This is a genomic window from Janthinobacterium sp. GW823-FHT03B06 (assembly GCF_058796955.1).
This window is the reverse complement of record NZ_JBXAJE010000002.1, coordinates 925,224-950,721: the sequence shown is the minus strand read 5'-3', so window position 1 is coordinate 950,721 and position 25,498 is coordinate 925,224. Positions and strand designations below refer to the sequence as shown.

Genomic DNA, 25,498 nt, shown 5'->3' with positions numbered 1-25,498 from the left:
GATTCTTATCCGATCTTTTTAGCGCCGGCAGCACGGCCAGCTTCGCTGGTCGACATTGCGCCGGAGATCAGTACCGAGTGAACGTCGGCGCTGAACGAGCGTACGTCTTCCATTGCGGTTTTGTTACGACGCACCAGCCAGTTGTAACCCAGAACGGCAGGAACGGCGACCAGCAGACCGAAAGCGGTCATGATCAGTGCTTCACCAACTGGACCTGCAACTTTATCGATCGACGCGTTACCGGTCATGCCGATGTTGGTCAGCGCGCCATAAATACCCCAAACGGTACCGAACAGACCGATAAACGGTGCGGTCGAACCAACGGTTGCCAGGAACGACAGGCCATCTTGCAGACGCGACTGGACTTTGTCCGAAGCGCGCTGGATCGACATCGTCACCCAGGTCGACAGGTCGATTTGTTCCAGCAGGGCGCCGTCATGGTGAGCCGTTGCCTTGGTGCCCGATTCAGCGATGAAGCGGAATGGCGAGCCTTCGGTCAGGGTTGCCGAACCAGCAGCGATCGAAGGGGCTTTCCAGAATTTGGCAGCGGTTTCTTTCGCTTGCTTGAAGATCTTCATTTGATCCATCAGCTTGGTGATGATGATGTACCAGCTGCCGATCGACATGATGGCCAGGATGATCAGGGTGGCGCGTGGCACGAAGCCGCCGTCCCACACTGCTTGCAGGCCGAACGGGTTGTGGACTTCTTCGGTTTTGGCTGGAGCTGCTGCGTCAGCGGCTGGAGCTGCTGCGTCTGCTGCTGGAGCGGCTGCGTCAGCAGCTGGTGCTGGTGCTGCTGCAGCGTCTGCCGCTGGAGCCGAAGCGGCAGCCGATGCTGGCGCGTCAGCGAATGCCGGAGCTGCTACCAGAGCGGTAGTAGCGGTAACGGACAACAGAACCGCGGCAAAAAATGCGGACAAACGGGTATTCTTAAACATGCTTCCTCCAAAATTAAAAATAACAGATCGCTGAACGTAATGACAACGAAATCATAGTGTGAGACAGGGGATAACTGCCTCGGGTTTTAATCCAGCGACCAAACGTATTGCATTTGCTGCCAGCCTTGTTCCGGCTTGCCGTCAACTGTTGCCGGCTTAAATGTACAGCGGCTAATACCTTGCACTGCGGCTTTGTCCAGGTCTCTGAAGCCGCTGGACTTCACGATCTTCGAATCAGCGACCTTGCCGTCTACACCGATCAGGAACGACAGTGTCACCACACCGGTTTCCTCATTGCGCTGCGACGACTTTGGATAAGCCGGCTTTTCGCAGACACTGAAGTCAACCACGGCCGGCGTACGCACCGATTTGGCTGGTCCAGGAGTTGGCGCAGGCTGTGCAGGCGGTGCTGGCGGTGCCAATACATTCGTGGCTGGCTTCACGGCAGTCGTATTTGCAATCACGTTCTGCTGTGGTGGCGGCTGCTGCACGTTCACCTCGACTGGCGGAATGAATGGCGGCGGTGGCGCTTTCATTTCTGGCGGCGGTGGTGGCGGTGGAAGATCCTTCGGTGGAGGCGGTTTGACTTCCTCGATAATCTTGGTTTCAACCGGTTCCATCATTTTGGTGACCAACCGCTTGCCCAAGCCCGTCACGATCCCGTAAGCCGCGAGAACGTGCAGCAGGACAACGATAGTGATGCCTGTGTAGTTCTTGGGACTTTTCTCGTTCGAAAAATTCATGCCTGCTTTCTCCAAATACCATCTCTTGTCTTGCAACTGAACCCCAAAATGACGACACAAAGCTCCAGCCGTATCCGGGACGTCGCCGAATTATACATACGAATTCTTTATTTTACACAGATTTTTAACGCCTAAAACCGGTTAAATTTTTGGCGCTTTTGCGCCCTGAAAACGTACTTGCTTATGTCATCTTTGCACGCTTTCGGACATAAAAAAAGGCGGTCTTATCGGTTTTTTACAGCCGTTTTGGGCTACCACTGCTAAGTTCTCCGATGTGCCCATCTGGCGGAATTATATTTCGTGATATTCAATATGGAAACCGCTAAATTTGGAGGAAAATCTTTCCTTTTGGAAATGTTTTAGCTCGGAACCAGACCACTTAGCGGCGCGCGCGCACCAAACGGGTGCGGAAGGGACTTTATCCAGGTCAAAAAAGGCGGTCCCGGCGGCCCTTTTGACGCCGCCAGGCCATACGGAATTCCTATGTAGGCATAGGAAACGCTTATATTCTTGCCATTGATTATTATCAATAAATCATTTCATGGCCGGACGACAGGGTCGTCGCGCCGGTTGCGTTTTTCCCGCCGGCAATTCAAGGTGCCCAGGACGACGCCCTGCGGGTCGACCGTATCGAGGTGGACATCGAAGCCCCACAGCCGCGCCACGTGCTTGAGCACCTCGGCCGCCTGCTGGTTCAGCGGGCGGCGCTGGAACTGCGTGTGGCGCAAGGTCAATGCGCGGTCGTCGCGCGTATTGACGGACCAGACCTGGATGTTCGGCTCGCGGTTGCCCAGGTTGTACTGTTCGGCCAGCTGCTGGCGCACGTAGCGGTAGCCGGCATCGTCGTGGATGGCGGAAATGGCCAGCTTTTCATTCTTGTCGTCGTCGAGGACGGCAAAGAAGTGGAATTCGCGGATCAGCCGCGGCGACAAATACTGGGCGATGAAGCTTTCATCCTTGAAATTGCGCATGGCAAAGTCCAGGCTCTTGCGCCAGTCGCTGCCGGCCATGTCGGGGAACCAGGCGCGGTCTTCGTCCGTCGGGTGCTCGCAGATGCGGCGGATGTCGCTCATCATGGCAAAACCCAGCGCATAGGGGTTGATGCCGCTGTAGTACGGGCTGTCGATGGGCGGCTGGTAGACCACGTTGGTATGGCTTTTCAAAAATTCCATCATGAAGCCGTCGCCCACCACGCCTTCGTCGTAGAGCTGGTTCAATATCGTGTAATGCCAGAAGGTGGCCCAGCCTTCGTTCATGACCTGGGTTTGCCGCTGCGGATAGAAATACTGGGAAATCTTGCGCACGATGCGCACCATCTCGCGCTGCCACGGTTCCAGCAGCGGCGCATACTTCTCGATAAAGTACAGCAGGTTTTCCTCGGGTTCGGGCGGAAAGCGGGGCGCGGCCTTGCGCTGGTCGTCCTCGTCGTCGTCCTCGTCGCGCCGGGGCAGGGTGCGCCACAGCTGGTTGATCTGCGACTGCACATAGGCTTCGCGCTCTTTCTGGCGCGCATATTCCTTCGCCATCGACAGTTTCGCCGGGCGCTTGTAGCGGTCCACGCCATAGTTCTGGATGGCGTGGCACGAGTCGAGCAGCAATTCCACGGCATCGACGCCATGGCGCTGCTCGCATTCGGCGATGTAATTCTTGGCAAACACCATATAGTCGATGATGGCGTCCGCATCCGTCCAGGCACGGAACAGGTAATTGCCCTTGAAGAAGGAGTTATGGCCGTAGGCCGCATGCGCGATCACCAGCGACTGCATGGTCAGGCTGTTTTCCTCCATTAAATAGGCGATGCACGGATTGGAGTTGATGACGATCTCGTAGGCCAGGCCCATCTGGCCCCGCTTGTAGCTTTTCTCGGTGGAAAGAAAATGCTTGCCGAACGACCAATGGTTGTAGGAGACGGGCATGCCGACCGAGGTGTAGGCATCCATCATCTGTTCGGCCGTAATGATTTCCAGCTGGTTCGGATAGGTGTCGAGGCCAAACTGTTTCGCTACGCGACGGATTTCCTCGTGGATTTGCTCGATCAGCTCGAACGTCCATTCCGACTGCTCGGGCAGGGCGTTCGGGTGGCGCAGGCGCACGAACGGTTCGCCCGGAGTATTGCTGGCGCGGTCAAAGGCTGCACTCATCATTTCACCTGTTTCTTGAACAGTTCGCGGAAGACCGGGTAGATATCGGCCGGCGTGACGATCTTTTGCATGGCGAAATGGGCGTGATGGTCGAGCACGCCCGCATATTGCTCCCACAGGTTTTGCTGCGGGCCGTCGGTGATCTCGACATAGGTGTAGTACTGCACCTTGGGCATGATGGTATTGATCAGCAACTGGCGGCACAGCATGGAATCGTTGTCCCAGTTGTCGCCGTCGGACGCCTGCGCGACATAGCTGTTCCATTGCCCGGCGCCATAGCGTTCGTCGATGATGGTGTTGAGCAAGTGCAGCGCGGACGACACGACGGTGCCGCCGGACTCGCGCGAATTGAAGAATTCATGCTCGTCGACCTCCGCCGCCGCCGTATGGTGGCGGATGAAGACCACCTCGATCTTGTCGTAGACGCGCTTGAGGAACAGATATAACAGGATGAAGAAGCGCTTGGCCGTGTCCTTGCGCGATTCGTCCATGGAGCCGGAGACGTCCATGATGCAGAACATCACGGCCTGCGTCATCGGCTTCGGCACCTTGATGCGGTTGCTGTAGCGCAAGTCGAACGGGTCGATGAAGGGAATCGCCAGCAGGCGCGTGTGCAGGTGGTGGATCAGGCGGCGCAGTTCCGTGACGAGCGGGTCGCTGTCGGGCGCCCCTTCGTGCAGCAGGACGGCCAGGTCTTCCTCGGCCTGCGCCAGCTGCTTGCGGGCGCCGCCGCCGACGGCGATGCGCCGGCCCAGCGCGCCGCGCAGGGAGCGCAGCACGTGGATGTTCGATGGCGTGCCCGACATATTGTAGCCGGCGCGCTGGTTCTTGAATTCCGTGGTGGCCGTCAGCTGGGTTTTCACCATGTGCGGCAATTCCAAGTCTTCGAAGAAATAATTCATGAATTCTTCGCGCGACAATTCGAAGATGAAATCGTCTTCCGTCGTCTCGTCGCTATTGCCCGCCTTGCCCCGCCCGCCGCCACCGCCGCCTTTCGGCCGGGCGATCTGGTCGCCTTTCAGGTATTCCTTGTTGCCGGGATTGACCACTTCCCATACGCCGCCATGCGCGTGGCCAAACGACGGTTCGCCCACGTCCTTGACGGGGATGCTGACCTTCTCGCCATTCTCGACGTCCGTGATCGAGCGCCCCTTGATGGCGCGCCCCACGGCATCCTTGATCTGGCCCTTGTAACGCCGCAGGAAACGCTCGCGGTTGACGGCGGATTTATTCTTGCTTTGCAAGCGCCTGTCGATAAGGTATGTCAAAGGGTGCCTCCTTGCTTCTCGTCTTGCGCGCCCCGCCAGTCTCCGGGCGGAGCGCGCCCGCTGTCCGCGCTAGGATGACTTGCGTACTCGCAAGTACCATTCGCATAACAGGCGTACCTGCTTGGCCGTATAGCCTTTTTCCACCATGCGGGCCACGAAGTCGGCGTGCTTGTTGGCATCGTCGGCGCTGGCCTTGGCATTGAAGGAAATCACGGGCAGCAATTCCTCCGTATTCGAAAACATTTTCTTTTCGATCACCGTGCGGAACTTTTCATAACTGGTCCAGGCGGGATTCTTGCCGCCGTTCGAGGCCCGCGCACGCAGCCCGAAGTTGACGATTTCGTTGCGGAAATCCTTCGGATTGGAAATGCCCGCCGGCTTCTCGATCTTTTCCAGCTCATTGTTCAGCGATTCGCGATCAAAACTTTCGCCCGTGTCCGGATCGCGGTATTCCTGGTCCTGTATCCAGAAATCGGCGAACGTCACGTAGCGGTCGAAAATATTCTGCCCGTATTCCGAATAGCTTTCCAGGTAAGCCGTCTGGATCTCCTTGCCGATGAATTCCACGTAGCGCTGCGCCAGGTGCTCTTTAATATAGGAGAAGTAGCGCTGCTCGAGTTCCGGCGCGAACTGCTCGCGCTCGACCTGCTGTTCCAGTACATATAATAAGTGCACGGGATTGGCGGCCACTTCGGAATTGTCAAAGTTGAACACTTTCGACAGGATCTTGAAGGCAAAGCGCGTCGACAGCCCGTTCATGCCCTCGTCCACGCCCGCGTAATCGACATATTCGTGCATGGACTTGGCTTTCGGGTCCGTATCCTTGAGGTTTTCGCCATCGTAGACGAGCATCTTCGAGAAAATGCTCGAGTTTTCCGGGTCTTTCAGGCGCGACAGGATGGCGAACTGCGCCATCATGCGCAGGGTGCCGGGCGCGCACGGGGCTTTCACCAGCGAGGAATTGGCCACCAGCTTGTCATAGATCTTGATTTCGTCGGACACGCGCAGGCAGTACGGCACCTTGACGATATAGATACGGTCAAGAAACGCCTCGTTGTTGCGGTTGTTCTTGAACGTCTTCCATTCCGACTCGTTCGAGTGGGCGAGGATGATGCCGTCGAACGGTATCGCGCCGAAGCCTTCCGTGCCCTTGTAGTTGCCTTCCTGCGTGGCCGTCAGCAGCGGATGCAGCACCTTGATGGGCGCCTTGAACATTTCCACGAATTCCATCAAGCCCTGGTTGGCCAGGCACAGGCCGCCCGAATAGCTGTAGGCGTCGGGGTCGTCCTGCGCATAGTCTTCCAGCTTGCGGATGTCGACCTTGCCCACCAGCGAGGAAATATCCTGGTTGTTTTCGTCGCCCGGCTCCGTTTTCGAGATGGCAATTTGCTTGAGCACGGACGGATAGCGCTTGACGACGCGGAACTGGTTGATATCGCCATTGTATTCATGCAGGCGTTTCACGGCCCACGGGCTGGGGATGTTGCGCAGGTAGCGGCGCGGGATGCCGTAATCCTCTTCGAGGATGGTGCCGTCCTCTTCCTCGTTGAACAGGCCCAGCGGCGATTCGTTGACGGGCGAGCCTTTCAGGCAATAGAAGGGCACGTGTTCCATCAGCGACTTGAGTTTTTCCGCGATCGACGACTTGCCGCCGCCGACGGGCCCCAGCAAGTACAGGATCTGCTTGCGTTCTTCCAGGCCTTGCGCCGCGTGGCGGAAGTAGGAGACGACTTGTTCGATGACTTCCTCGGTGCCGTAGAACTCGCGGAAGGCAGGATAGATCTTGATCACCTTGTTGGCGAAGATGCGCGACAGGCGCGTGTCGTTGCGCGTGTCGACCAGCTGCGGCTCGCCGATGGCGGCCAGCATGCGTTCGGGCGCGCTGGCATACGTCAGCTTGTCCTTCTTGCACAGGGCCAGGTACTCGGTGAGCGACATTTCCTCTTCGCGGGTGCGCTCGTAGCGTGCTGCATAGTTATCAAAAATGGTCATGTCAATGTCCTTTAATGTAAACCTGAACTGCCAGTCACCATGGCCGCCCGCCTGGCACTCGCCTGGGCTTGCCGTCTGAACTTTTCCTGTACCTCGTACCGATTTTTATTGTTGTTTCAAGCCCGGCTGTCTTTGCGAGTCCGGATTGCCCGGACCAAAAAACTGGCGCTTGATGCCGTGCGCTGACGTGGCCAGCCGGCTTTTTTTTCACTGTTGATAGCGCTTGTTGCACCTACCATTACCCCATGAAATTTATTATTGCTCTAAAGGATCAGGAAGTCAAAAGATATGTCAGCATATCCTTAATACTTGTTTGTAAATTGTTGATTTAATTGGATAAACCATCAAATTTTCCATCGATTTCAATGAACCTTTTTGTCCCTTTTAAATCATCATACGACAATTCGCCAGCGCGTGCCGGTGCGTGCCGTGGCGCTGCCGTTGCCGGCGCCACGGCGGCCGGGCGCCGGTGAGGCCGGCCATCTTGCGCTAAGATGCCTGCATGTCTGATGGCACTGCGCGCCGCGCGCGCGTGCCAGCATTTTTATCGTCACCCTATAAGGAACACCCATGATGAACCCCCAATTGCGCGCGATCGTCCGCGGCATGCCGAAAGCCGAATTGCATATCCATATCGAAGGCTCGCTGGAGCCAGAACTGATTTTCGCACTGGCCGAGCGCAATGGCGTGCCGCTGGGCTATGAATCTGTGGAACACTTGCGCAGCGCCTATGCTTTTACGGATTTACAGTCTTTTCTCGACATTTATTACGCTGGCGCAAGCGTGCTCTTGAAAGAGCAGGATTTCTATGACATGACGCAAGCCTACCTGCGCCGCGCCGAAGCCGATAACGTCTTGCACACGGAAATCTTCTTCGACCCGCAGACGCACACGGCGCGCGGCGTGCCGATGGCCGACGTGATCAACGGCATCCACCGCGCCTGCCAGGATAGCCCCGTCAGCGCGGCCCTGATCCTGTGCTTCCTGCGCCACCTGAGCGAGGCAGAGGCGTTCGAGACCCTGGAAGACGCGCTGCCGCACCGCGACAAGTTCATCGGCATCGGCCTCGATTCGTCGGAAGTGGGCAATCCGCCCGAGAAATTCTCGCGCGTGTTTGCCCGTTGCCGCGAGCTGGGCCTGCACCTGGTGGCCCACGCGGGCGAGGAAGGCCCGCCGGCCTACATCCGCACGGCGCTCGACGACTTGAAAGTCGAGCGCATCGACCATGGCGTGCGCTGCCTGGAAGACGCGGAACTGACGGCCTGCCTGGCGCGCGAACAGATCGCGCTCACCGTCTGCCCCCTGTCGAACACCAAGCTGCGCGTGTTCGACCAGATGCATGACCATAACCTGGTGCAACTGCTCGACGCCGGTCTGCTGGTGACGGTGAACTCGGACGATCCCGCGTATTTCGGCGGCTACATGAATGACAATTTCGACGCCACCTTCGATGCCTTGCCGCTGGGCCTGTCCCACGCGCAACGCCTGGCGCGCAACGGTTTCATCGCCGCCTTCCTGCCGCAGGCGCAAAAAGACGCGTTTCTTGCCACCGTCGATGCGTATTTCGCGCAGCACGCGGCCGCCCACGGCATCGCGCAATAACGCATCACAACCAACTCGCATAAAGACCCGCCGCCCATGTTCCGCCTCTCCCTGAAAATGACCGGCCGCGACTGGCGCGCCGGGCAACTGCGTTTCCTGCTCGTCGCGCTGATCGTCGCCGTGGCGGCCCTGTCGGCCGTCGGCTTCTTCGTCGACCGCCTGCGCGCGGGCCTGAACCGCGACGCGCACCAGCTGCTGGGGGCCGACCTCGTCATCAGCGCCGACCAGCCCGTCAATGCGGCCTGGCGCGCCGAAGCGCAGAAGCGCGGTTTTATCCTGGCCGACACGGTGACGTTTCCCAGCATGGCGCAGGCGGGCGAGGGCGAGCGATCGCTGTCGCAACTGGCGTCCATCAAGGCCGTCTCGCCCGGCTACCCGCAGCGGGGCAAGCTGAAAATCACGACCAAACCGAGCGAAGCACAGGATGCCGTGGGGCGGCCCACGGATCAGGTGCCTGCGCCCGGCACCGTGTGGGTCGATGCGGCGATCCTGTCCAGCCTGAACGCGAAGCTGGGCGACACCCTGACCCTGGGCGACAAGGCCTTTACCGTCACGCAACTGATCGCCAGCGAACCGGACCGCGGCGCATCGTTCCTCAACTTCGCTCCTCGCGTGATGCTGCCCTTGAGCGACCTGGCCGCCACGGCGCTGGTGCAGAACGGCTCGCGCGTGTCGTACAGGCTGCTGCTGTCGGCGCCGCCCGCCAAGGCGGCCGAGCTTGCGCAATATCAAACCTCGCTGGAAAGCCAGATCAAGGCGCAGTCCATCAAAGGCGTGCGCATCGAATCGCTGGAATCGGGCAGCCCGCAGATGCAATCGACCCTGGACCGCGCCGACCGTTTTCTGTCCCTCGTCGGCCTGCTGTCGGCCATGCTGGCGGCCGTCGCCGTGGCCATGGCGGCGCGCCGCTTCATGCTGCGCCACCTCGACGCCTGCGCCATGCTGCGCTGCCTGGGCTTGACGCAAAACCAGGTGACGGCCATGTACGTGATCGAATTCTTATTGGTCGGCCTGGTGGGCAGTCTGATCGGCGTGCTGGTGGGCTTCGGCGGCCACCTGGTGCTGCTGGAGTTGCTGGGCAAACTGGTGCAGAGCGACTTGCCGCCCGTGTCCCTGCTGCCCGCGCTGCAGGGCGTGGCCACCGGCATGCTGCTGTTGCTGGGCTTTGCCCTGCCGCCGATTTTGCAGCTGCGCAATGTGCCGCATAACCGCGTGATCCGCCGCGAACAGGAGCCGCCGCAGGCGCTGGCCCTGGCCACCTACGGCCTCGGCATTGCCGCCTTCGTCGTGCTGCTGTTGTGGCAGGCGGGCGACGTGAAACTGGCCTTGCTGACGGCGGCCGGTTTTCTGGGCGGCTTCGCCCTGTTCGCCCTGGCCGGCTGGCTGGGCATCCGCTCGCTGAAAAGCCTGCGCGGCGCCTTCAGGCATCAGGGCTGGCGCTTTGCCGTCACGTCATTGCAGCGCCGCCCGGGCGCCACCGTCATCCAGGTGGTGTCGCTGGCCCTGGGCCTGATGGCCTTGCTGCTGCTGACCGTGGTGCGCGGCGACCTGATGGTGGCCTGGCGCAATGCCACGCCGCCCGATGCGCCGAACCGCTTCATGATCAATATCCTGCCCGAGCAGAAAGAGCCGATCGCCGCGCGCCTGGCGCAGGCGGGCGTGGCCAATGCACCGCTGTATCCGATGATACGGGGGCGGCTGGTGGCCGTGAACGGCAACGCCATCACGGAAGCCACGTACGAGGATGACCGCGCCAAGGGCCTGGCCGACCGCGAATTCAATCTGTCGACGATGGCCACGATGCAGGAAGAAAACAAGCTCGTGGCCGGCAAGTGGTTCAGCGACAAGCCCGGCGCGCCGGCGGAAGCGTCGGTGGAGGAGGGCATCGCCAAGACATTGAAGCTGAAGCTGGGCGACAAGCTGCGCTTCGACATTGCCGGTCAGAGCGTCGAAGCGGCCATTACCAGCTTGCGCAAGCTGGAATGGGGCTCGATGCGCGTCAATTTCTTTGTCATCATCAATCCGGCCGCCATGGCGGACACGCCGCAGACGTGGATCACGGCCTTCCACCTGCCGCCTGCGCAGGCGGACCTGGGCAACGCCCTGCTGCGCGACTATCCGAATTTGACGGTGGTCGACGTGGGCGGCGTGCTCAAACAAATTCAGGGCGTGCTGGACCAGGTGGTGACGGCCGTCGAATTCCTGTTTGCCTTTACCTTGGCCTCGGGCTTGCTGGTGCTGTATGCGGCCTTGATGGGCTCGCAGGATGAGCGCACGCGCGAAGCGGGCCTGCTGCGCGCCCTGGGCGCCACGCGGCGCCAGCTGGCGCAGGCGCAGCTGATCGAGTTTTCCCTCGTCGGCGCGCTGGCCGGCTTGCTGGCCGCATCGGGCGCGGCGGCCATGGGCTGGGCCCTGGCGACGTACCAGTTCAAGTTCGCCTGGAGCTTCGCGCCGGGCGTGTGGGCCTTCGGCCTGCTGGCCGGCGCCCTGTGCGCGATCGCCGGCGGCTGGCTGGGCTTGCGCAATGTCTTGAAACATCCGCCGCTGCAGACCTTAAGGGAAGGCTAAACAATGACGCCGTCGCCCGCGCCTGCGCGCAGAAATTGCGCGTAGGACATCACCGGCTGCCCCAGCTGGTGCGCCGGCACGTCGAACAGGGCCCAGAAATACGTCACGCCGCCCAGGCAGATGGTGGGCGCGGCGCAGTAGCGAAACCAGTTCTCGCCTATCTGCGCCGCGTACATGCCGTCGCTGTTGGCGTCGGAAAAGTAGGGAATCACGCGCATTTCCAGCAGGGCCTGCAGCAATGAATCGGGCGCGTCGCTGTCGCGCGCCATTTCATACTGCGTGTGCAGGCTGCGTTCCGTCTCGATGATCATCAGCTTGGCGTGGCCGTCGCGCGTGAAGAACAGGATGCCGCTGGGATTGGGAAAAATATAAAACTCGACGAAGCCGTGGCGCTGGCACAGCTCGTGCACGACGGCGGCCAGCGCCTCGTCTTGCAGGAAACTGTAGTCGTGCAGCATCAGCAGATCGCGCACGGTTTCCGATTGCTGCAGGAAGAATTCGCGCTGCAGGGCAACGATTTCCTGTTCCAGAATGTCGAGCGCATCGTCGTCGCTCTTCTTGATGTAGCGGTCGATCAAGCCCCGGTTGAAGGCCGTCACGGCCACTTTTTCATCGGCCGCGCCCGTAAATAGAATCTTCTTGCACGGCAAGTCGCGCACGGCCTGGCAGAATTCCAGGCCATTCATCTGCGGCATCGAATAATCGACCACCAGCACGGAAGGCACGGCAAAGCGCTGCGCCTGGCCGCTGATGCGCCAGATGCGTTCGATGTCGAGCGCCACGTTGCACTGGTCGGGCGGCAGGTTTTGCGTGTCGAAATTGACGTGCAGCGGCGTCTCGCCCGGCTGCGTACTCTGGCGCAGCCAGTGCAGCGCGCTGCTCGTGTCGTGGAAAGTCTTGCGCGCCAGGCCGGGATCGAGCTGGAACGCCAGGCTTTTCAGGAAGGAATCGCTGTCGTCGATCAATACGGTCAGGGTCGGATGGGTGTAGACGGGCAGTTGCATGCGTCACCTCGCGCGGTGGATGGATGGAAAACGGTTGTGCGTGGGCACGGGCAGGGGCTGGGGAAATTCCAGCACGAAGATGGCGTAGGCGCCTTCGCGCGCGACGCAGCGGATGCGCGCCTGCCAGGCTTGCATGATTTGCCGGCACAGGGCCAGGCCGATGCCGCTGCCGTTATGCGAGGGATACGAATAGAAGCGGTCGAAGATCAGCGGCAAGCGGCTGGCCGCGATGCCGCAGCCCGTGTCGATGAACAGCAGGCGCGGCACGGGATGGGCGCCATCGATGATGATGCGCACTCTTCCCTTGCCGGCGCGGTGGATGCTTTTCAAGGCATTGCGCAGCAGATTCAGCAGGATGACCACGCACAGCTCGGACTGGCCGGGAAACGTGAAATCGGCGCGCACGTCGACCTTGACGATGTCGCGCTGGGCCGTGCTGGTAAACGGGTAGCGGCGCAGCACGGCCGTCACGCTGTCGTGCATGGCCACCGCCTCGTTCGCTTCGAGCTTGCGGTTGACGGCGCTGGCGCTGAGCAGGAACAGATCGATCATGTGGTGCATATGGCGCACTTCGAACTGGATGCGCGCCAGCGCTTCCCCGCTGGCCTCGTCCGGCAGCTGCCCTTGCAGGTTTTGCCGCAGCCCGCGCTGCAGCCCGCGCACGTTTGCCTCGACGCTGACGAGGGGCGTGCGCAATTCGTGCGCCACGCTGCCCAGGCCGGCCGCCAGCCCGGCCAGTTTCTCCTGCGCGCCCACGTTGCGGCCCACCTTGACGACGGACAGCACGGCAATCGTGAACCAGTGCACGGGCAATTGCTGCAAGACGTCGCGGCTGAGCAGGAAGGCTGGATCGCCGGCCACGGCAAACGCCAGGCAAGCCAGCAGGGTGCCGCTCAGGTAGGCCAGCACGGCGATGCGCGTATCGAAGTGAAACAGCACGACCAGCGCCACCAGCAGCGAATGCGCCCACATGCTCGAGGCGTGGTTCATCAGGAACATATATGTAAAGAAAAACGGCAGTTCGAAGGTCAGCCCCAGGAACAGGTAGACGCTGAACCAGGTATTGCTGAAGCGGTCAGGCCACAGCGCGGGCAGGAACAGCAGGGCGGAGATGGTGCGCAGCAGCGGCGATTCGTATTCTTGCGGAAAGAAATAATGCCACAGCGCGTAGTACATGGGCATGCCCAGCGCACCGATGAGCGCCAGGGTGCGCACCTGAGCGCGCCGCACCGGCGTGTGTTCGATGGCGTCGTGGAAATGCAGGAAAGGCTGGAGCAGCTTGCCTTGCCACCGTTTTCCGGAAGGGGACTGCGCATGCATCATGATCAGAGGGGCGTGTTCGTTGAGGCGTGTCAATGCAACATGATCGGCGGGTTCCCTCTGTATCAGCACAATATCGGCACAACTGTTGAGCTGTATCAAACGCTTGCCGGATGACTCGCGCATGTTGGATGCGGTAGTTCCCACCGCAACCAATCAGGAGTTCCTATGATAAACGCTATTTCCCCTCTGCCGTCCCGCGCCATCCATGCCGAGCAAAGGATGCCCGCCTTCGTGCGCGCGCGCATGGATGAGCACTATGTCGAGCGCATCGAGAAGCTGCTCGGCGGCGAGCACTTGCATGAATGGCAAGCCGTGCCGGCCAGTGCAATCATGCTGGCAGGCAATGATTACCTGAACATCGCCGGCGAGGCGGCGCTGCTGGCGGCCCAGGCGCGCGTCTTGCAGGGCGGCGGCGCCATGCTGATGTCGTCCGTGTTCCTGCAGGAAGGCAGCCGCCAGCACCGGCTGGAACACAAGCTGGCGGATTTTCTCGGCAGCGAAGCGTGCGTGCTGGCGCAGTCGGGCTGGGCCGCCAACGTGGGCTTGCTGCAAAGCCTGGCCGGCCCCGGCATCCCCGTGTATCTGGACATGCAGGCGCATGCGTCGTTGTGGGAAGGCGTGCAATCGGCGCAAGCCGTGCCCGTCGCCTTCCTGCACAACGATGGCGCCCACCTGCAGCGCCAGCTCGACAAGCATGGCCCCGGCATCATCATCGTCGATGCGCTGTACAGCACCAACGGCAGCGTGGCGCCGCTGCTGGACATGGTGGAAATTGCCGAACGCAGCGGCAGCATGCTGATCGTCGACGAGTCGCACTCGCTGGGCACGCACGGCCCGCAGGGCGCGGGGCTGGTGGCGGAGCTGGGCCTGGTCGAGCGCGTGCATTTCCGCACGGCGTCGCTGGCCAAGGCGTTCGCGGGGCGGGCGGGGCTGATTACCTGTTCGGCCCGTTTCAAGGGATATTTTTTGTCCGCCTCGCGGCCCGCCATCTTCAGTTCCTGCCTGCTCGAACACGAGCTGGCGTGGTTCGATGCGGCGCTCGACTTCATCCGCGCCGCCGATGGCCGCCGCACCGCGCTGCACCGCCACAGCGTGCAGCTGCGCCAGGGGTTGACGGATCTCGGCTACAACGTCAGCGACGGCACCGAGCAGATCATCGCGCTGGAAGCGGGCAGCGAACCCGATACCTTGATCCTGCGCAAGGCGCTGGAACGGCACGGCATCTACGGCGCCGTCTTTTGCGCGCCGGCCACACCGAAGAACCGTTCGCTGGTGCGCCTGACCCTGAATGCGGGCTTGCGCGAGGACGAGTGCGCAAGAGTGCTGGCCGCCTGCGCCGCCATCCGCGACGAGACGGGCATGGCGCGCTGGCCCTCGACGCGGCGCCTGCGCAAGCTGGCGCTGGTGTAGCGCGCGTCAGCCGTTCGCGGGCTGGTTGCCGGCGATCGTGCCCAGCAGCATGGACAGGGGCGCCAGCTGGTCCGCGCTGGCATTGCCCAGCAATTCCTGGCCCAGCGCCTGCGCCGTCGTGTTCGCGTGCGCCAGCAATGCCAGTCCCGCCTCGGTGATGGCGGCGTAGCCGACGCGCGCATCGCGTGCATCGGCCTGGCGCGCCACCAGGCCGATTTTTTCCAGCGGCATCAGCGAGCGCGTGATGCCGGATGCCGTCAGCGCCAGGCGCTCGGCCAGGTCGATGCGGCGCAGGCGTCCGCCGGGCGCCCGCTGCAAGTGGTACAGCAATTGGTAATCGCTGAAACTCAGGCCGTGCAGATTGCCCAGGATGCTGTCGAAGCGGCGCACGATGAGCGCCTGGGCGCGCGCCAGGCGCAGGCAAAAGTCCAGCGCGCCGCCGCCGTCCGGCGTCGGGAGAGTGTGTTCGGTCATGACATCCTTTTCATTTGCTGCGCAGTGCGTGAGTGCGCAAGTGTAAAGCATGGCCGCTCAATAGCGTGCTTGTCCCTGTTCCCGCAGCTGCGCCTGGTGCAGCGCCAGCAGGGTGTCCAGTTCGGCGTCCGCATCGAAGGCGGGATCGGCGGATTGATCGACGGTGTCGATGATGTCGAAGCGAAAAGCCGCCGCGCCGTCGCGCCGCCAGTCCGCCTGCAGGCGGGCGTTGCGGTGCGTACCCAGCGTGAGTTCGAAGCGGTGGCGGTTCAGCGCGCCGGGCGCGTTGCGGCTGCGTTCGAGCAGGGTGCATCCGCTGGGCAGGTGGCGCAGCGCGATGATGCCCAGCGCGGGCGCTTGTTGCCGGTAAGCTGCTTTCAAGGCTGCTTGCTGTGTTTTATCCATGTTGTGATTTCCTTAAGCTTGGGTGACGTAATCGGTGCTTGCGATGTGGGCAATATCCGTGAACAGGGCGGCGGCGATGGCGGCGGCCAGCAGCAGGGCGCCGCCGGCGCAGAACAGCTCGCCAACGCTCACGTGGCGCAGCAGCGCACCCGTGGCCGCCGCCGACAGGGGCGCCAGTCCCAGGAAGATGCCCATGAACACAGCCATCGCCCGGCCCAGCATGGCGGGCGCCACGCGCCGCTGTATCCACGTAAAGATGGCCACCTGCACATAGCCGCCCAGCACTCCCGTGACGGCCAGCAAGGCCGCGCCGTGCCAGGCCGAGCCGATTTGTCCCAGCGCCATCAGCAGGCAAGCCACGACGGCGTCGACGAGCAGCAAGGTGGCGCCGAAATGGCGGCGCAGCCAGGCGCCGCCCAAGCTGGACGCCAGCATGCCGGCCAGGGTGCCGGCGCCGTGCGCGCCCATCAGCATGCCCAGCGCCGCGGCGCCGTGCAGGCGCTCGTTGGCCAGCACGGGCAAGGCGACTTGCAGCGGACCCATGACGAAGAATGCCACCACGGCCCAGTAGGCATAACAGCTGCGCAGGGGCAAGTCGCGCCACACCATGGCCAGGCCCGCCGCCATGTCGCGCCACATGCCTTGCGGCGCCGTAGCCGCAGCCAGGGGCCGTAGCTTGACTTGGCGCAAGGTCCACGCGGAAAACACAAACGTCAGCGCATCGATGGCAAAGGCGGCGGCCAGCGCCGCCATGGAGGTGTTCTGCCCGTTACCGTGGGCACCCAGCACGAGCGCCGCCAGCAGCGGACCGGCCAGCAAGGACAACTGGCGCGCACCCATCTGCAAGCCATTGGCTTTCTGCAACGTAGGTGCAGGCACGGCTTGCGGCAGGATGGCCGTGCCGGCCGGAATGCCGAAGGCGGACGCGATGCCCAGCGCCAGCGCGGCCGCATACGCGAGCGCCAGGCTGGCCAGGTCCAGCACCAGCAGTCCCGCCAGTGCCAGCAGGATGGCGGCGTTCGCATATTTGCTCAGCAGCAGCACGCGCCGGGGCGAATAACGGTCGGCGATGGTGCCGCCCAGCAAGATGAGCACGGCGCGCGGCGCCCCCATCAGGGCCACCGCGATACCGAGGCTGAGGCTATCGCCCGTCAGGCTCAGCACCAGCCAGGGCAGGGCCAGCATGCTGAACTGGTCGCCCAGCATGGAGATGAGTCCGCCGCCCAGCAGCCAGCGGAAGTTGGTATTGCGCAGCAAATCAGTGTCTGTGGCGGTTGGCATATTCGTCTTGTCCCTGTTTTAAAATTGCATAGTAGTTGATAAAAGCTTGAGTAGTCAAGTATATTGCCATTTATTGCGGCAGGGAGCGCTGGCGCTGCATGGAGCGCCGATGCTTGCGCTATCATGGCGGCCATGACTGATACCACTGCCCCCACCCTGTACGAGACCATCGGCGGCGCCCCCGTGCTGCGTGAAATGGTCGACCGTTTTTATGACTTGATGGAACTCGAAGCCGAGTTCGCCGGCATCCGCGTCATGCATCCGCCCTCGACGGACGGCTCGCGCGACAAGCTGTATTTCTTCCTCACGGGCTGGATGGGCGGCCCGGATTTGTATATCGAGAAATTCGGCCACCCGCGCCTGCGCGCGCGTCACTTGCCGTATGCCATCGGCACCAGCGAGCGCGACCAGTGGCTGCGCGCCATGGCCTGGGCCATGGAAGACACGGGCATCGAAGAATCCTTGCGCGTGCGCCTGATGGAATCGTTCTATCAGACGGCCGACTGGATGCGCAACAAAGCTGACTGATCCCATGAGCCCAATCGAGTTCTACAGCCTGCTGGGCGCCGCCATCGCCGCCATCGTCCTGTTGTTCTTGCTGCTGCTGCGCCCGCGTGGCGCGGCCGGCGATGGCGCCACCACCCTGGCGCTGGTGCAGCAGCACCAGCAGCAAAGCCTGGAACGCATCGACCGGGTCGAGCGCGAAGTGCGGCTGCAATTGCAGGCATCGGCGCAAGCCACGCGGCAAGACCTGGCCGCCGGCCTGGCGCAATTCCAGGCGGCGACCCTGCAGCAGCTCGACAGCCTGCGCACGCAGATGCAGGCGCAGGGGAAAGTGGGACGCGAAGAGCAGGCGCAAAGCCTGGCGCGCTTCGCCGAGAGCACCAATCAGACCCTGGCCCAGCTGACGGAATCGAATGCGCAGCGCATGCTGGAAGTGCGCGCCACCTTGGAGAACAAGATCCGCGACTTGCAGGCCGACAATGGCGCGCGGCTGGAAGAGATGCGCAAGACGGTCGACGAGAAACTGCACGCGACGCTGGAAACGCGCCTTTCCGCCTCGTTCCAGCAAGTGTCGGAGCGGCTGGAAAAAGTCCACCAGGGACTCGGCGAAATGCAGCAGCTGGCGCTGGGCGTGGGCGATTTGAAGCGGGTGCTCACCAACGTCAAGACGCGCGGCACCTGGGGCGAAGTGCAGCTGGAAATGCTGCTGGAGCAGGTACTTACTGTCGACCAGTACGCGAAGAACGTGGAAACGTTGCCGGGCAGCGGCGCGCGCGTGGAATTCGCCCTGAAGTTGCCGGGCATGGTCGATGGCGGTCCGCCCGTGTGGATGCCCATCGATGCGAAATTTCCCAAGGAACAGTACGAGCGCCTGGTCGAGGCGGCCGAGCGGGCCGATGCGGACGCCGTGGCCCTGGCCGGCCGCGAACTGGAGCGGGCCGTGCGGGGCGAAGCGAAAACCATCGCCGAGAAATACCTGGCGCCGCCGCTGACGACGGATTTCGCCATCCTCTTCCTGCCCACGGAAGGCCTGTATGCGGAAGTGCTGCGCCGCCCGGGCCTGGCCGACGAATTGCAGCGCGTGCACCGGGTCAGCATTGCCGGGCCATCGACCCTGACGGCCTTGCTCAACAGTCTGCAGATGGGTTTCCGCACCCTGGCGCTGGAAAAGCGCTCGTCCGAAGTGTGGCAAGTGCTGGGCGCCGTCAAGACGGAGTTCGGCAAGTTCGGCGACGTGCTGTCGCAAACCCGGCTGACCCTGGAAAAGGCGGCGAAGAATATCGAAAGCGCGGAAGTGCGCAGCCGCCAGATGGCGCGCAAATTGAAATCCGTGGAAGCCTTGCCGGGCGAGGCGGCTGCCTTGCTGCTGGGTAAGGCGGACGGCGGCGCCGGCGACGGCGAGTAGCGCGCCGCCTCAGGCCGCCCGCGCAGTGCGGCGGCGCAGCGCGCTGTAGCCGATCAGCGCCAGTCCCGCCAGCAGCATGCCCCAGGTTTGCGGTTCCGGCACGGCCGGCAGGACGGTCGGCACCGTCGGTGGCAAGCTAGGGATGATCACGGTGGGCGGCACGATGATGCTGCTGCCCCGGTCCGGCGGCACGCTTCCGCCACCACCACCACCACCGCCGCCGCCCATGCCGGCCGGCGGGCCGATATCGCTGACGGTACGCACGTAATCGAAGGGCAGGAAAGGAATGCTTGCCACCTCGGGCGGCATGGCACCGCCCGTGAACGAGCCGCCGCGCAAGGCGTCGGGATTGTCGATCAGGGGCACGCTTGCCGTTTCCGGGGCGGCGGGCGCGGCGGCAGCGGGCGCTGCACCGCCGGGAGCGGCACCACCGGGAGCTGCGCCGGCGGCTGGCGGCGCCGACGCGGGCGCCTGCGTGATGCGGCTGACGTTGCGGCAAATCGTCGGCACCAGGATGCACTGGCCTTGCACGCAATACACGAGTCCCCGTTCCTGCATCTGCTCGTTCCAGCCCGCACGCGTGACGTTGCGGCAGACGCGGCCGGGGCCGAAATGCATGTCGCTGATGCGCGCGTTGTAATTGCCCTTGCCGCGGATGGCGTCGCGGCTGATCACCACGATCTCATCGTACTGGCGCGCGCGCATGCGCGCCTTCAATTGTTCGCGCACGGGCGGCGCGATATCCGTATAGCGGTCCACGGCCGCCACCACGTCACCCATGAACGGGTCGACGCCGGGACGGTTCCAGTTGCAGTTGTCCAGCACGTCGGCGCGGGCCACGCCTTTCGCATACGCGGGCAGGGGAGCCAGAGACAACATGCCGAATAGGACTGCCGCACCCAGCATGCAGGTGCTCGCCAACCATGGGCCGTGTTTCATTGTTAGTTTCCTCGTGAAAACAATATCAAAATTGAACTTTTGCGTGAGTCCGAATGTTATCACCGAAGAAACTTCAATATCAACTAATAAATAAAATTATTACAATTAGTGTTGTGTTTATTGATTTATTTTGACAAGAAATGATTAATATTTTTATCTCGGCAGGCGCAGGTGTGCCGCGCAGGAGAAAATTGATTGCGAAGGGGAAATGCAAACGGCCCGCGCAGGGCGGGCCGTCAAGGAGAGGGGGAGGGGCAGTTGCTTACATCAGGCCATGGAACAGCACAATATCGACGAGGTCGCCGGCCGCCACTTGGCCTTGCGCCTCATGCAGCACGATCATGCAATTGGCCTGCGTCATCGAGCGCAGGATGCCCGAGCCTTGCGCGCCCGTCACGCGCACGTGCTGGCGCCCGTCCGCGCCGCGCTCGACGATGCCGCGCTGGAATTCCGTGCGGCCCCGTTTCTTGCGGATAGGCGCTTGCGCCGCCACCTGCAGCAGGGGCAGGCTGGCCGTCTCCGCGTCGGCGCCCATCAGGCGCAGCAGGGTGGGGCGGGCGAGGAAATAAAACGCCGCCATCACGGCCACGGGGTTGCCGGGCAGGCCCAGCAGCAAGGCCGTGTCGCCTTCGCTGGCAATCCGGCCAAAGGCCATGGGGCGGCCCGGGCGCATGTTGATTTGCCAGAAGGCCACGTCGCCGAGGCGGGCCAGGATCTCGCGCGTAAAATCGGCCGCGCCGCTGGACACGCCGCCCGAAGTGACGATGACGTCGGCCTTGGCGCAGGCGCCGCGCAGGGCCGCTTCCAGCGCCTGCGGATTGTCCTTGACGATGCCCATGTCGAGCACCTCGCAGCCGAGGCGGGTCAGCATGCCCAGCAGGGTGTAGCGGTTGCTGTCGTAGATGCAGCCCGCGGCCAGCGGCTCGCCGATTGAGCGCAATTCGTCGCCCGTGGAAAAGAAGGCCACGCGCAGGCGGCGGCGCACGGGGACGGTGGCGATGCCCAGCGAGGCCAGCAAGCCCAGTTCGGCCGGCCCGAGTATCTTGCCTTGCAGCAAGGCCGGCTGGCCCTGCATCAAGTCTTCGCCCTTGAAGCGGCGGTTGTCGCCGGGGCGGATGCAGTCCGGCGCCAGCGTGATGCTGGTTTCATTGGCTTGCAGCACCAGTTCCTGCGGCACCACGCTGTCGCAGCCGTCGGGCATGACGGCGCCCGTCATGATGCGCGCGCATTGGCCGCGCCCCACTTTGACCGTGCCGGGACGGCCCGCCAGGATGGTGTCGACCACGGCCAAAGTCACTGGCGTGTCGCCGCCCAGGTCGGCACCATGCAGCGCATAGCCATCCATGGCGGAATTGTCGTGCGCGGGCACGCTGATGGGCGAGATGATGTCGGCCGCCAGCATGCGCTCGAACGCCTGCGGCAGCGGCAATTCCTCGATCCCGGCCACGGGCGCGACGGTGTCGGCCAGGATGGCTTGCGCCATCGGCACGCTCAAGCCCCGCGCCTGCAAGGCGGCCAGCTCGTCCGGCGTATTGATGTTGCCAAACGCGGCGCCATCCTCGAACAGCACTTCCGCCAGCTTCAAGGGGCCGTGCCAGGTGCGCATGCGGCGTTCGCCGCCGCGCAGGTAGGCATCGAGCTGGGGCAGGGCGGCAGTCTTGACGAGACAGAAGACGGGGTGCGGCCGGCGCACGGCCGATCCCGTCGCCGGATCGGTTTCCTCGGTGACGGCGATGGCCAGGTCGGCATCGTTCTCGACCAGGCCGGCGGCCAGGCGCGCGGCCAGGTCGGGCGGCAGCAGGGGCGAATCGCACGGCACGGTGAGCAGGTAGGGCGTGCCGGCGTGCTGCATGCCGCTGTGTAAACCTGCCAGCGGACCCAGCTGGCCCGGCAGCGCGTCCGGCCAGACTGGCACGCCGAAGCGCGCGTACTCGCCGGCATCGGCGTGGACGCTGACGGCCAGCTGGCCCACTTGCGGCGCCAGGCGCTGCAGCACGTGGCGCGCCAGGGGCTGGCCATGCAGGGGCAGCATGCCCTTGTCGCGCTGGCCCATGCGCGTGCCCAGGCCGCCGGCCAGGATCAGGCCGGTAATGTCGTGTTTGTTGATCATGTCAGGTAGGAAAATGGGTGCATGCGCCATGGTAGCAGCGGCGGGCGTGCGCCGCGCCCGATTCAGCCGCCGATGTACGACATTTCCACTTTCTTTTTACCGTGCTCAAGCGCGCCGCCCGTCAAATCCGTCTGGCTGGTGCGCAATTGCGAATAGCGGTCGGCGCGGCCGCGCCACAGCTGCGCCACGGCCGAGGAAATTTCCGCGTCGCTGTGGCCGCCGCGCAGCAGGCTGCGCAAGTCGTGGCCGCTGCTGGCGAACAGACACGTGTACAGCTTGCCTTCGGTCGAGAGGCGGGCGCGGCTGCAGTCGGCGCAGAACGCTTGCGTGACGCTGGAAATGAGGCCGATTTCGCCGCCGCCATCGGCGTAGCGCCAGCGCGCCGCCGTCTCGCCCGTGTAGTTCGGGTCGATGGGCAGCAAGGGCATGTGTTCGCCGATACGGCGCGCCACCTCGGCCGACGGGATGACTTCCCGCAAGTTCCAGCCGTTCGAGGCGCCCACGTCCATGTATTCGATGAAGCGCAGGATGTAGGGCGTGCCCTTGAAGTGGCGCGCCATGGGCACGATTTCCTGCTCGTTCATGCCGGCCTTGACGACCATGTTGATCTTGATCGGTCCCAGGCCCGCCGCATGCGCGGCAGCTATGCCGTGCAGCACGTCGGCCACGGCGAAATCGACGTCGTTCATGCGCTTGAAGGTGGCGTCGTCGAGCGAATCGAGCGACACGGTGACGCGGTTCAGGCCCGCATCCTTCAGGGCTTGCGCCTTTCTGGCCAGCAAGGAACCGTTGGTCGTCAGGGTCAGGTCCAGCGGCTGGCCCGACGGCGTGCGCAGTGCGGCCAGCATGGCGATGAGCTTTTCGATATTCTTGCGCAGCAGCGGCTCGCCGCCCGTCAGGCGGATCTTTTCCACGCCATGTGCGACGAACAGGCGCGCGATGCGCGTGATTTCCTCGAACGACAGCAAATCCGTGTGCGGCAGATATACGTGGTTCTTGTCGAACACGTCCTTAGGCATGCAGTACACGCAACGGAAATTGCAGCGGTCGGTGATCGAGATGCGCAAGTCGTGCAGGGGCCGGCCCAGTTGATCGTTCAGCAGGCCTGTTGGCGCTTCCAGGGCGGCCGGGATGGCCGGAGCGGCCCGTCGCCGCTCCGTCATCATGATGATTTTTTCTGACATGAGCCTAATAATCTTGCTGTTTTTCTAATTCCGGCGCCGCATAAGGGCCGCCTGATTCGCTAACCATACCACGATCGGGGCGCGGTCGTCGGCGGCCGGCTAGAAACCCGCTTCGCGGCGCGCCACGCCCGCGGCCGCGCGCAGGAAACGCCATGCCGGCGCTTCCCATTCCCCGGCGATGGCGACCCTGCCGCGCCAGGCAGGGCTGCTGGCCGGCAGTTCGGCGTCCGCATCGAGCAGCACCCGGTACACGGCCTGTTCGGGATACAGCACGCCGTTCTTTTCGCGCACCAGCACGTCGCCGCCGAACAGCGCCGCCAGTTCCGGCTCGTTCAGGGTGCGGCTGGCATCGCGGTCGATGCTGGCCACGGTCAGGCGCAGGGCGGGGCCGGCCAGGCCGTCGGCGAGGAACAGGGCACGGTCGCCGCGCGCGATGCGCCGTACGGCATCCTGGTCGACGTAGGCCACCACCTGCCAGCGCCCGGCGCCCACCAGCGAACCCAGATATTCCTGCCCTTTGAGCCATTCACCGGGCCGCAGGTCGGGATCGACGTCGACCAGCACGCCCGCGAACGGCGCCAGCGGCCGGTAGCGCTGCAAGTCCGCGCCCACCGTCGCATGCTCGGCGCTGGCGTAGGCCAGCTGGTCGTTCAGCACTTGCCAGTCCTTGCGGCTGGCGGCGTCCAGGCCCGCCGCCGCCGATTGCCATGCCAGCAAGTCCTGGCGCGCGCCCGTCTCGCCTTCGCGCAGCGCCAGTTCGGGCGATGACAGGCGCAGCAGGGGCTGGCCGGCGGCGACGCGCTGGCCATTGGCCACCGGCAGCGCTTCAAGCGCCGCGTGCGCGGGCGCGTACAGCGCCAGGCGCGCCTGCGGCTGCAGCACGCCGGAGGTCAGCACCCGGTCCGGCCACGGCAGCATCAGCAGCAGCGGCAGCAGCGCGGCCAGGCCGGCGCTGCGCCAGGCGCGGCGGCTGTGCCGCAGGGCGTCGCGGCGCGAGCGCCACACCTGCAGTTCGCGCCACAGCGGCAGCGCGACAAACCAGCAGATCTCGACGAGGAACAGCAGGATGCCGACGGCCTTGATGAAGAAGTGGTACACGAGTGCGGCGATGCCCAGAAACAGCACCAGCCGGTAGATCCATACGACCCAGGCGAACACGATCAGGCCGGCGCGCCGGCGCGGCGGAAACGATTCTGGCGCCGGCTCGTTCAGCGCGAACAGGCGTTCGCGCAAGTCCCAGCGGGCCAGCGCGAATGCGCGGCTGTGCAGGTTGGGCAGGCCCAGGTAATCGGACAGCAGGAAGTAGCCGTCAAAGCGCATGAAGGGACTGGCATTGATGGCCACGGTGGTGATCCAGGTGGTGGTCGAAAGCAGGAAGGCGACCTGCTTGGGGCCGCCATCGGGCAGCCAGGTCCAGGCCAGCGTGGCCCAGGCGGCGATCATCAGTTCCGTCATGATGCCGGCGCCCGCCACGGCCAGGCGCTGCTCGCGGCGCGCCAGCTTCCACACTTCGTTGGTGTCCGTGTACGCCACGGGCCACATCACCAGGAAGGCCAGGCCCATGGTCGGCACGCGGCAGCCGTAGCGCTTGGCCGTCAGCGCGTGGCCCATCTCATGGCAGACTTTGGCGAAGGTGATGGCGGCGCCGTACAGCAGGGCACCATGCCAGCTCAGCGTGTCGAGCAGGGTGGCGGAAAAGCGTTCCCAGTCGCGGTAGGCGCCGGCCACTCCCAGCAGGCCGGCGGCCAGCGTCAGCCAGCGGAAGGCGGGCGAAAACAGCCACCCGAGGCGCGGCGCGAGCCAGTCCAGCCAGCGGTCCGGACGCACCAGCGGGATGCGGAAAAACAGGTAGTTATGCAGCAGCCATTGCTGCCAGCTGCCGCGCTGGCGCTGGCGCGTGGCCGCCATCGCCGCCGCGGCGCCCTGGCGCGGCTGCAGCAGCTGCTGCTCGCGCAGGAAGTCGAGCAGGCGCTCGATGGCACCGCCGTCGAGTTGCAGGGTGGTGCTCTGGTTGATGTCGTCGATGAGGGCCTGGGCGTCGTTGTTCTCCCAGCGGCGCAGCATCTCGAAGCTGGGCCAGTCGAGCTGGAAGAACAGGTTGCGCACGGGGTCGTGCAAGGTCCAGCTGGGCTGGCCGTCAGGCAGGCGTGGACCGGCATGGATGGACAGCTCCTGGCGCAGCAAGGGTAAGGCGTGCATGCGGTTCC

The 25,498-nt window shown here is 63.6% G+C and carries 19 protein-coding genes; 5 read left to right on the top strand and 14 right to left on the bottom strand.

Annotated elements, in window-relative coordinates:
* Positions 1 to 5 precede the first annotated feature (5 nt).
* The 5 genes from AC1RBA_RS10265 to AC1RBA_RS10245 form a co-directional block, all read right to left on the bottom strand.
* Complete coding sequence (locus AC1RBA_RS10265) at positions 6 to 938, bottom strand: MotA/TolQ/ExbB proton channel family protein (protein ID WP_166448878.1); 933 nt, start codon at positions 936 to 938, stop codon at positions 6 to 8.
* A gap of 86 nt (positions 939 to 1,024) precedes the next feature.
* The gene (locus AC1RBA_RS10260) at positions 1,025 to 1,681 is read right to left on the bottom strand and encodes an energy transducer TonB (RefSeq protein ID WP_034754161.1); all 657 of its coding nucleotides are present in this window, start codon (positions 1,679 to 1,681) and stop codon (positions 1,025 to 1,027) included.
* Positions 1,682 to 2,220: 539 nt separating this feature from the next.
* Positions 2,221 to 3,822 (bottom strand): SpoVR family protein, encoded by a 1,602-nt coding sequence (locus tag AC1RBA_RS10255; RefSeq protein WP_070289102.1) that lies wholly within the window; start codon positions 3,820 to 3,822, stop codon positions 2,221 to 2,223.
* Positions 3,822 to 5,090, bottom strand: coding sequence for a YeaH/YhbH family protein (locus AC1RBA_RS10250; protein ID WP_070224543.1), 1,269 nt, complete (start codon positions 5,088 to 5,090; stop codon positions 3,822 to 3,824). The genes AC1RBA_RS10255 and AC1RBA_RS10250 overlap by 1 nt, the downstream gene beginning before the upstream one ends.
* A gap of 69 nt (positions 5,091 to 5,159) precedes the next feature.
* A complete protein-coding gene (locus AC1RBA_RS10245; protein WP_034754154.1) occupies positions 5,160 to 7,082 on the bottom strand; it encodes a PrkA family serine protein kinase in 1,923 nt (640 codons plus the stop codon).
* Between the two features lie 570 nt (positions 7,083 to 7,652).
* Here AC1RBA_RS10245 and AC1RBA_RS10240 point away from each other — a divergent pair.
* Positions 7,653 to 8,684 carry an adenosine deaminase gene (locus tag AC1RBA_RS10240; protein WP_492417977.1) on the top strand — a complete coding sequence of 344 codons (1,032 nt, stop codon included), beginning with the start codon at positions 7,653 to 7,655 and terminating at the stop codon, positions 8,682 to 8,684.
* A 36-nt stretch (positions 8,685 to 8,720) separates the two neighbouring features.
* The gene (locus tag AC1RBA_RS10235; RefSeq protein WP_492417975.1) at positions 8,721 to 11,252 is read left to right on the top strand and encodes an ABC transporter permease; all 2,532 of its coding nucleotides are present in this window, start codon (positions 8,721 to 8,723) and stop codon (positions 11,250 to 11,252) included.
* Here AC1RBA_RS10235 and AC1RBA_RS10230 read toward each other — a convergent pair.
* The gene (locus AC1RBA_RS10230; protein ID WP_070312156.1) at positions 11,249 to 12,256 is read right to left on the bottom strand and encodes a response regulator; all 1,008 of its coding nucleotides are present in this window, start codon (positions 12,254 to 12,256) and stop codon (positions 11,249 to 11,251) included. The genes AC1RBA_RS10235 and AC1RBA_RS10230 overlap by 4 nt on opposite strands.
* A gap of 3 nt (positions 12,257 to 12,259) precedes the next feature.
* On the bottom strand, positions 12,260 to 13,612 hold the full coding sequence (locus AC1RBA_RS10225) for a sensor histidine kinase (protein ID WP_230502569.1): 1,353 nt from the start codon (positions 13,610 to 13,612) through the stop codon (positions 12,260 to 12,262).
* A gap of 132 nt (positions 13,613 to 13,744) precedes the next feature.
* Between AC1RBA_RS10225 and cqsA the strand changes: the two genes are divergently transcribed.
* Complete coding sequence (gene cqsA / locus AC1RBA_RS10220; RefSeq protein WP_492417972.1) at positions 13,745 to 14,989, top strand: alpha-hydroxyketone-type quorum-sensing autoinducer synthase; 1,245 nt, start codon at positions 13,745 to 13,747, stop codon at positions 14,987 to 14,989.
* A 6-nt stretch (positions 14,990 to 14,995) separates the two neighbouring features.
* Here the strand turns inward: cqsA and AC1RBA_RS10215 are convergent, their stop codons facing one another.
* The 3 genes from AC1RBA_RS10215 to AC1RBA_RS10205 are packed head-to-tail and all read right to left on the bottom strand — an operon-like array spanning position 14,996 to position 17,149.
* The gene (locus AC1RBA_RS10215) at positions 14,996 to 15,463 is read right to left on the bottom strand and encodes a MarR family winged helix-turn-helix transcriptional regulator (RefSeq protein ID WP_230502574.1); all 468 of its coding nucleotides are present in this window, start codon (positions 15,461 to 15,463) and stop codon (positions 14,996 to 14,998) included.
* Positions 15,464 to 15,520: 57 nt separating this feature from the next.
* Positions 15,521 to 15,868 carry a GIY-YIG nuclease family protein gene (locus tag AC1RBA_RS10210; RefSeq protein WP_492417970.1) on the bottom strand — a complete coding sequence of 116 codons (348 nt, stop codon included), beginning with the start codon at positions 15,866 to 15,868 and terminating at the stop codon, positions 15,521 to 15,523.
* Between the two features lie 12 nt (positions 15,869 to 15,880).
* Positions 15,881 to 17,149, bottom strand: coding sequence for an MFS transporter (locus AC1RBA_RS10205; protein ID WP_492417968.1), 1,269 nt, complete (start codon positions 17,147 to 17,149; stop codon positions 15,881 to 15,883).
* Between the two features lie 132 nt (positions 17,150 to 17,281).
* Here AC1RBA_RS10205 and AC1RBA_RS10200 point away from each other — a divergent pair, with 132 nt between their 5' ends.
* Positions 17,282 to 17,677: a group II truncated hemoglobin gene (locus AC1RBA_RS10200; RefSeq protein ID WP_070224562.1), complete on the top strand. Its 396-nt coding sequence runs from the start codon at positions 17,282 to 17,284 to the stop codon at positions 17,675 to 17,677.
* Positions 17,678 to 17,681: 4 nt separating this feature from the next.
* Entirely contained in the window at positions 17,682 to 19,058 is a 1,377-nt protein-coding gene (locus AC1RBA_RS10195) for a DNA recombination protein RmuC (RefSeq protein ID WP_492401929.1), read from the top strand.
* A gap of 9 nt (positions 19,059 to 19,067) precedes the next feature.
* Here the strand turns inward: AC1RBA_RS10195 and AC1RBA_RS10190 are convergent, their stop codons facing one another.
* From AC1RBA_RS10190 to AC1RBA_RS10175, 4 genes are all read right to left on the bottom strand, one after another.
* Positions 19,068 to 19,937, bottom strand: coding sequence for an MHFG family PEP-CTERM protein (locus AC1RBA_RS10190; RefSeq protein ID WP_492417966.1), 870 nt, complete (start codon positions 19,935 to 19,937; stop codon positions 19,068 to 19,070).
* 322 nt (positions 19,938 to 20,259) lie between these two features.
* On the bottom strand, positions 20,260 to 22,107 hold the full coding sequence (gene moeA / locus AC1RBA_RS10185; RefSeq protein WP_492417964.1) for a molybdopterin molybdotransferase MoeA: 1,848 nt from the start codon (positions 22,105 to 22,107) through the stop codon (positions 20,260 to 20,262).
* Between the two features lie 62 nt (positions 22,108 to 22,169).
* On the bottom strand, positions 22,170 to 23,291 hold the full coding sequence (gene moaA / locus AC1RBA_RS10180) for a GTP 3',8-cyclase MoaA (RefSeq protein WP_492417962.1): 1,122 nt from the start codon (positions 23,289 to 23,291) through the stop codon (positions 22,170 to 22,172).
* A gap of 99 nt (positions 23,292 to 23,390) precedes the next feature.
* On the bottom strand, positions 23,391 to 25,490 hold the full coding sequence (locus AC1RBA_RS10175; protein ID WP_492417961.1) for a site-2 protease family protein: 2,100 nt from the start codon (positions 25,488 to 25,490) through the stop codon (positions 23,391 to 23,393).
* Positions 25,491 to 25,498: the final 8 nt, after the last annotated feature.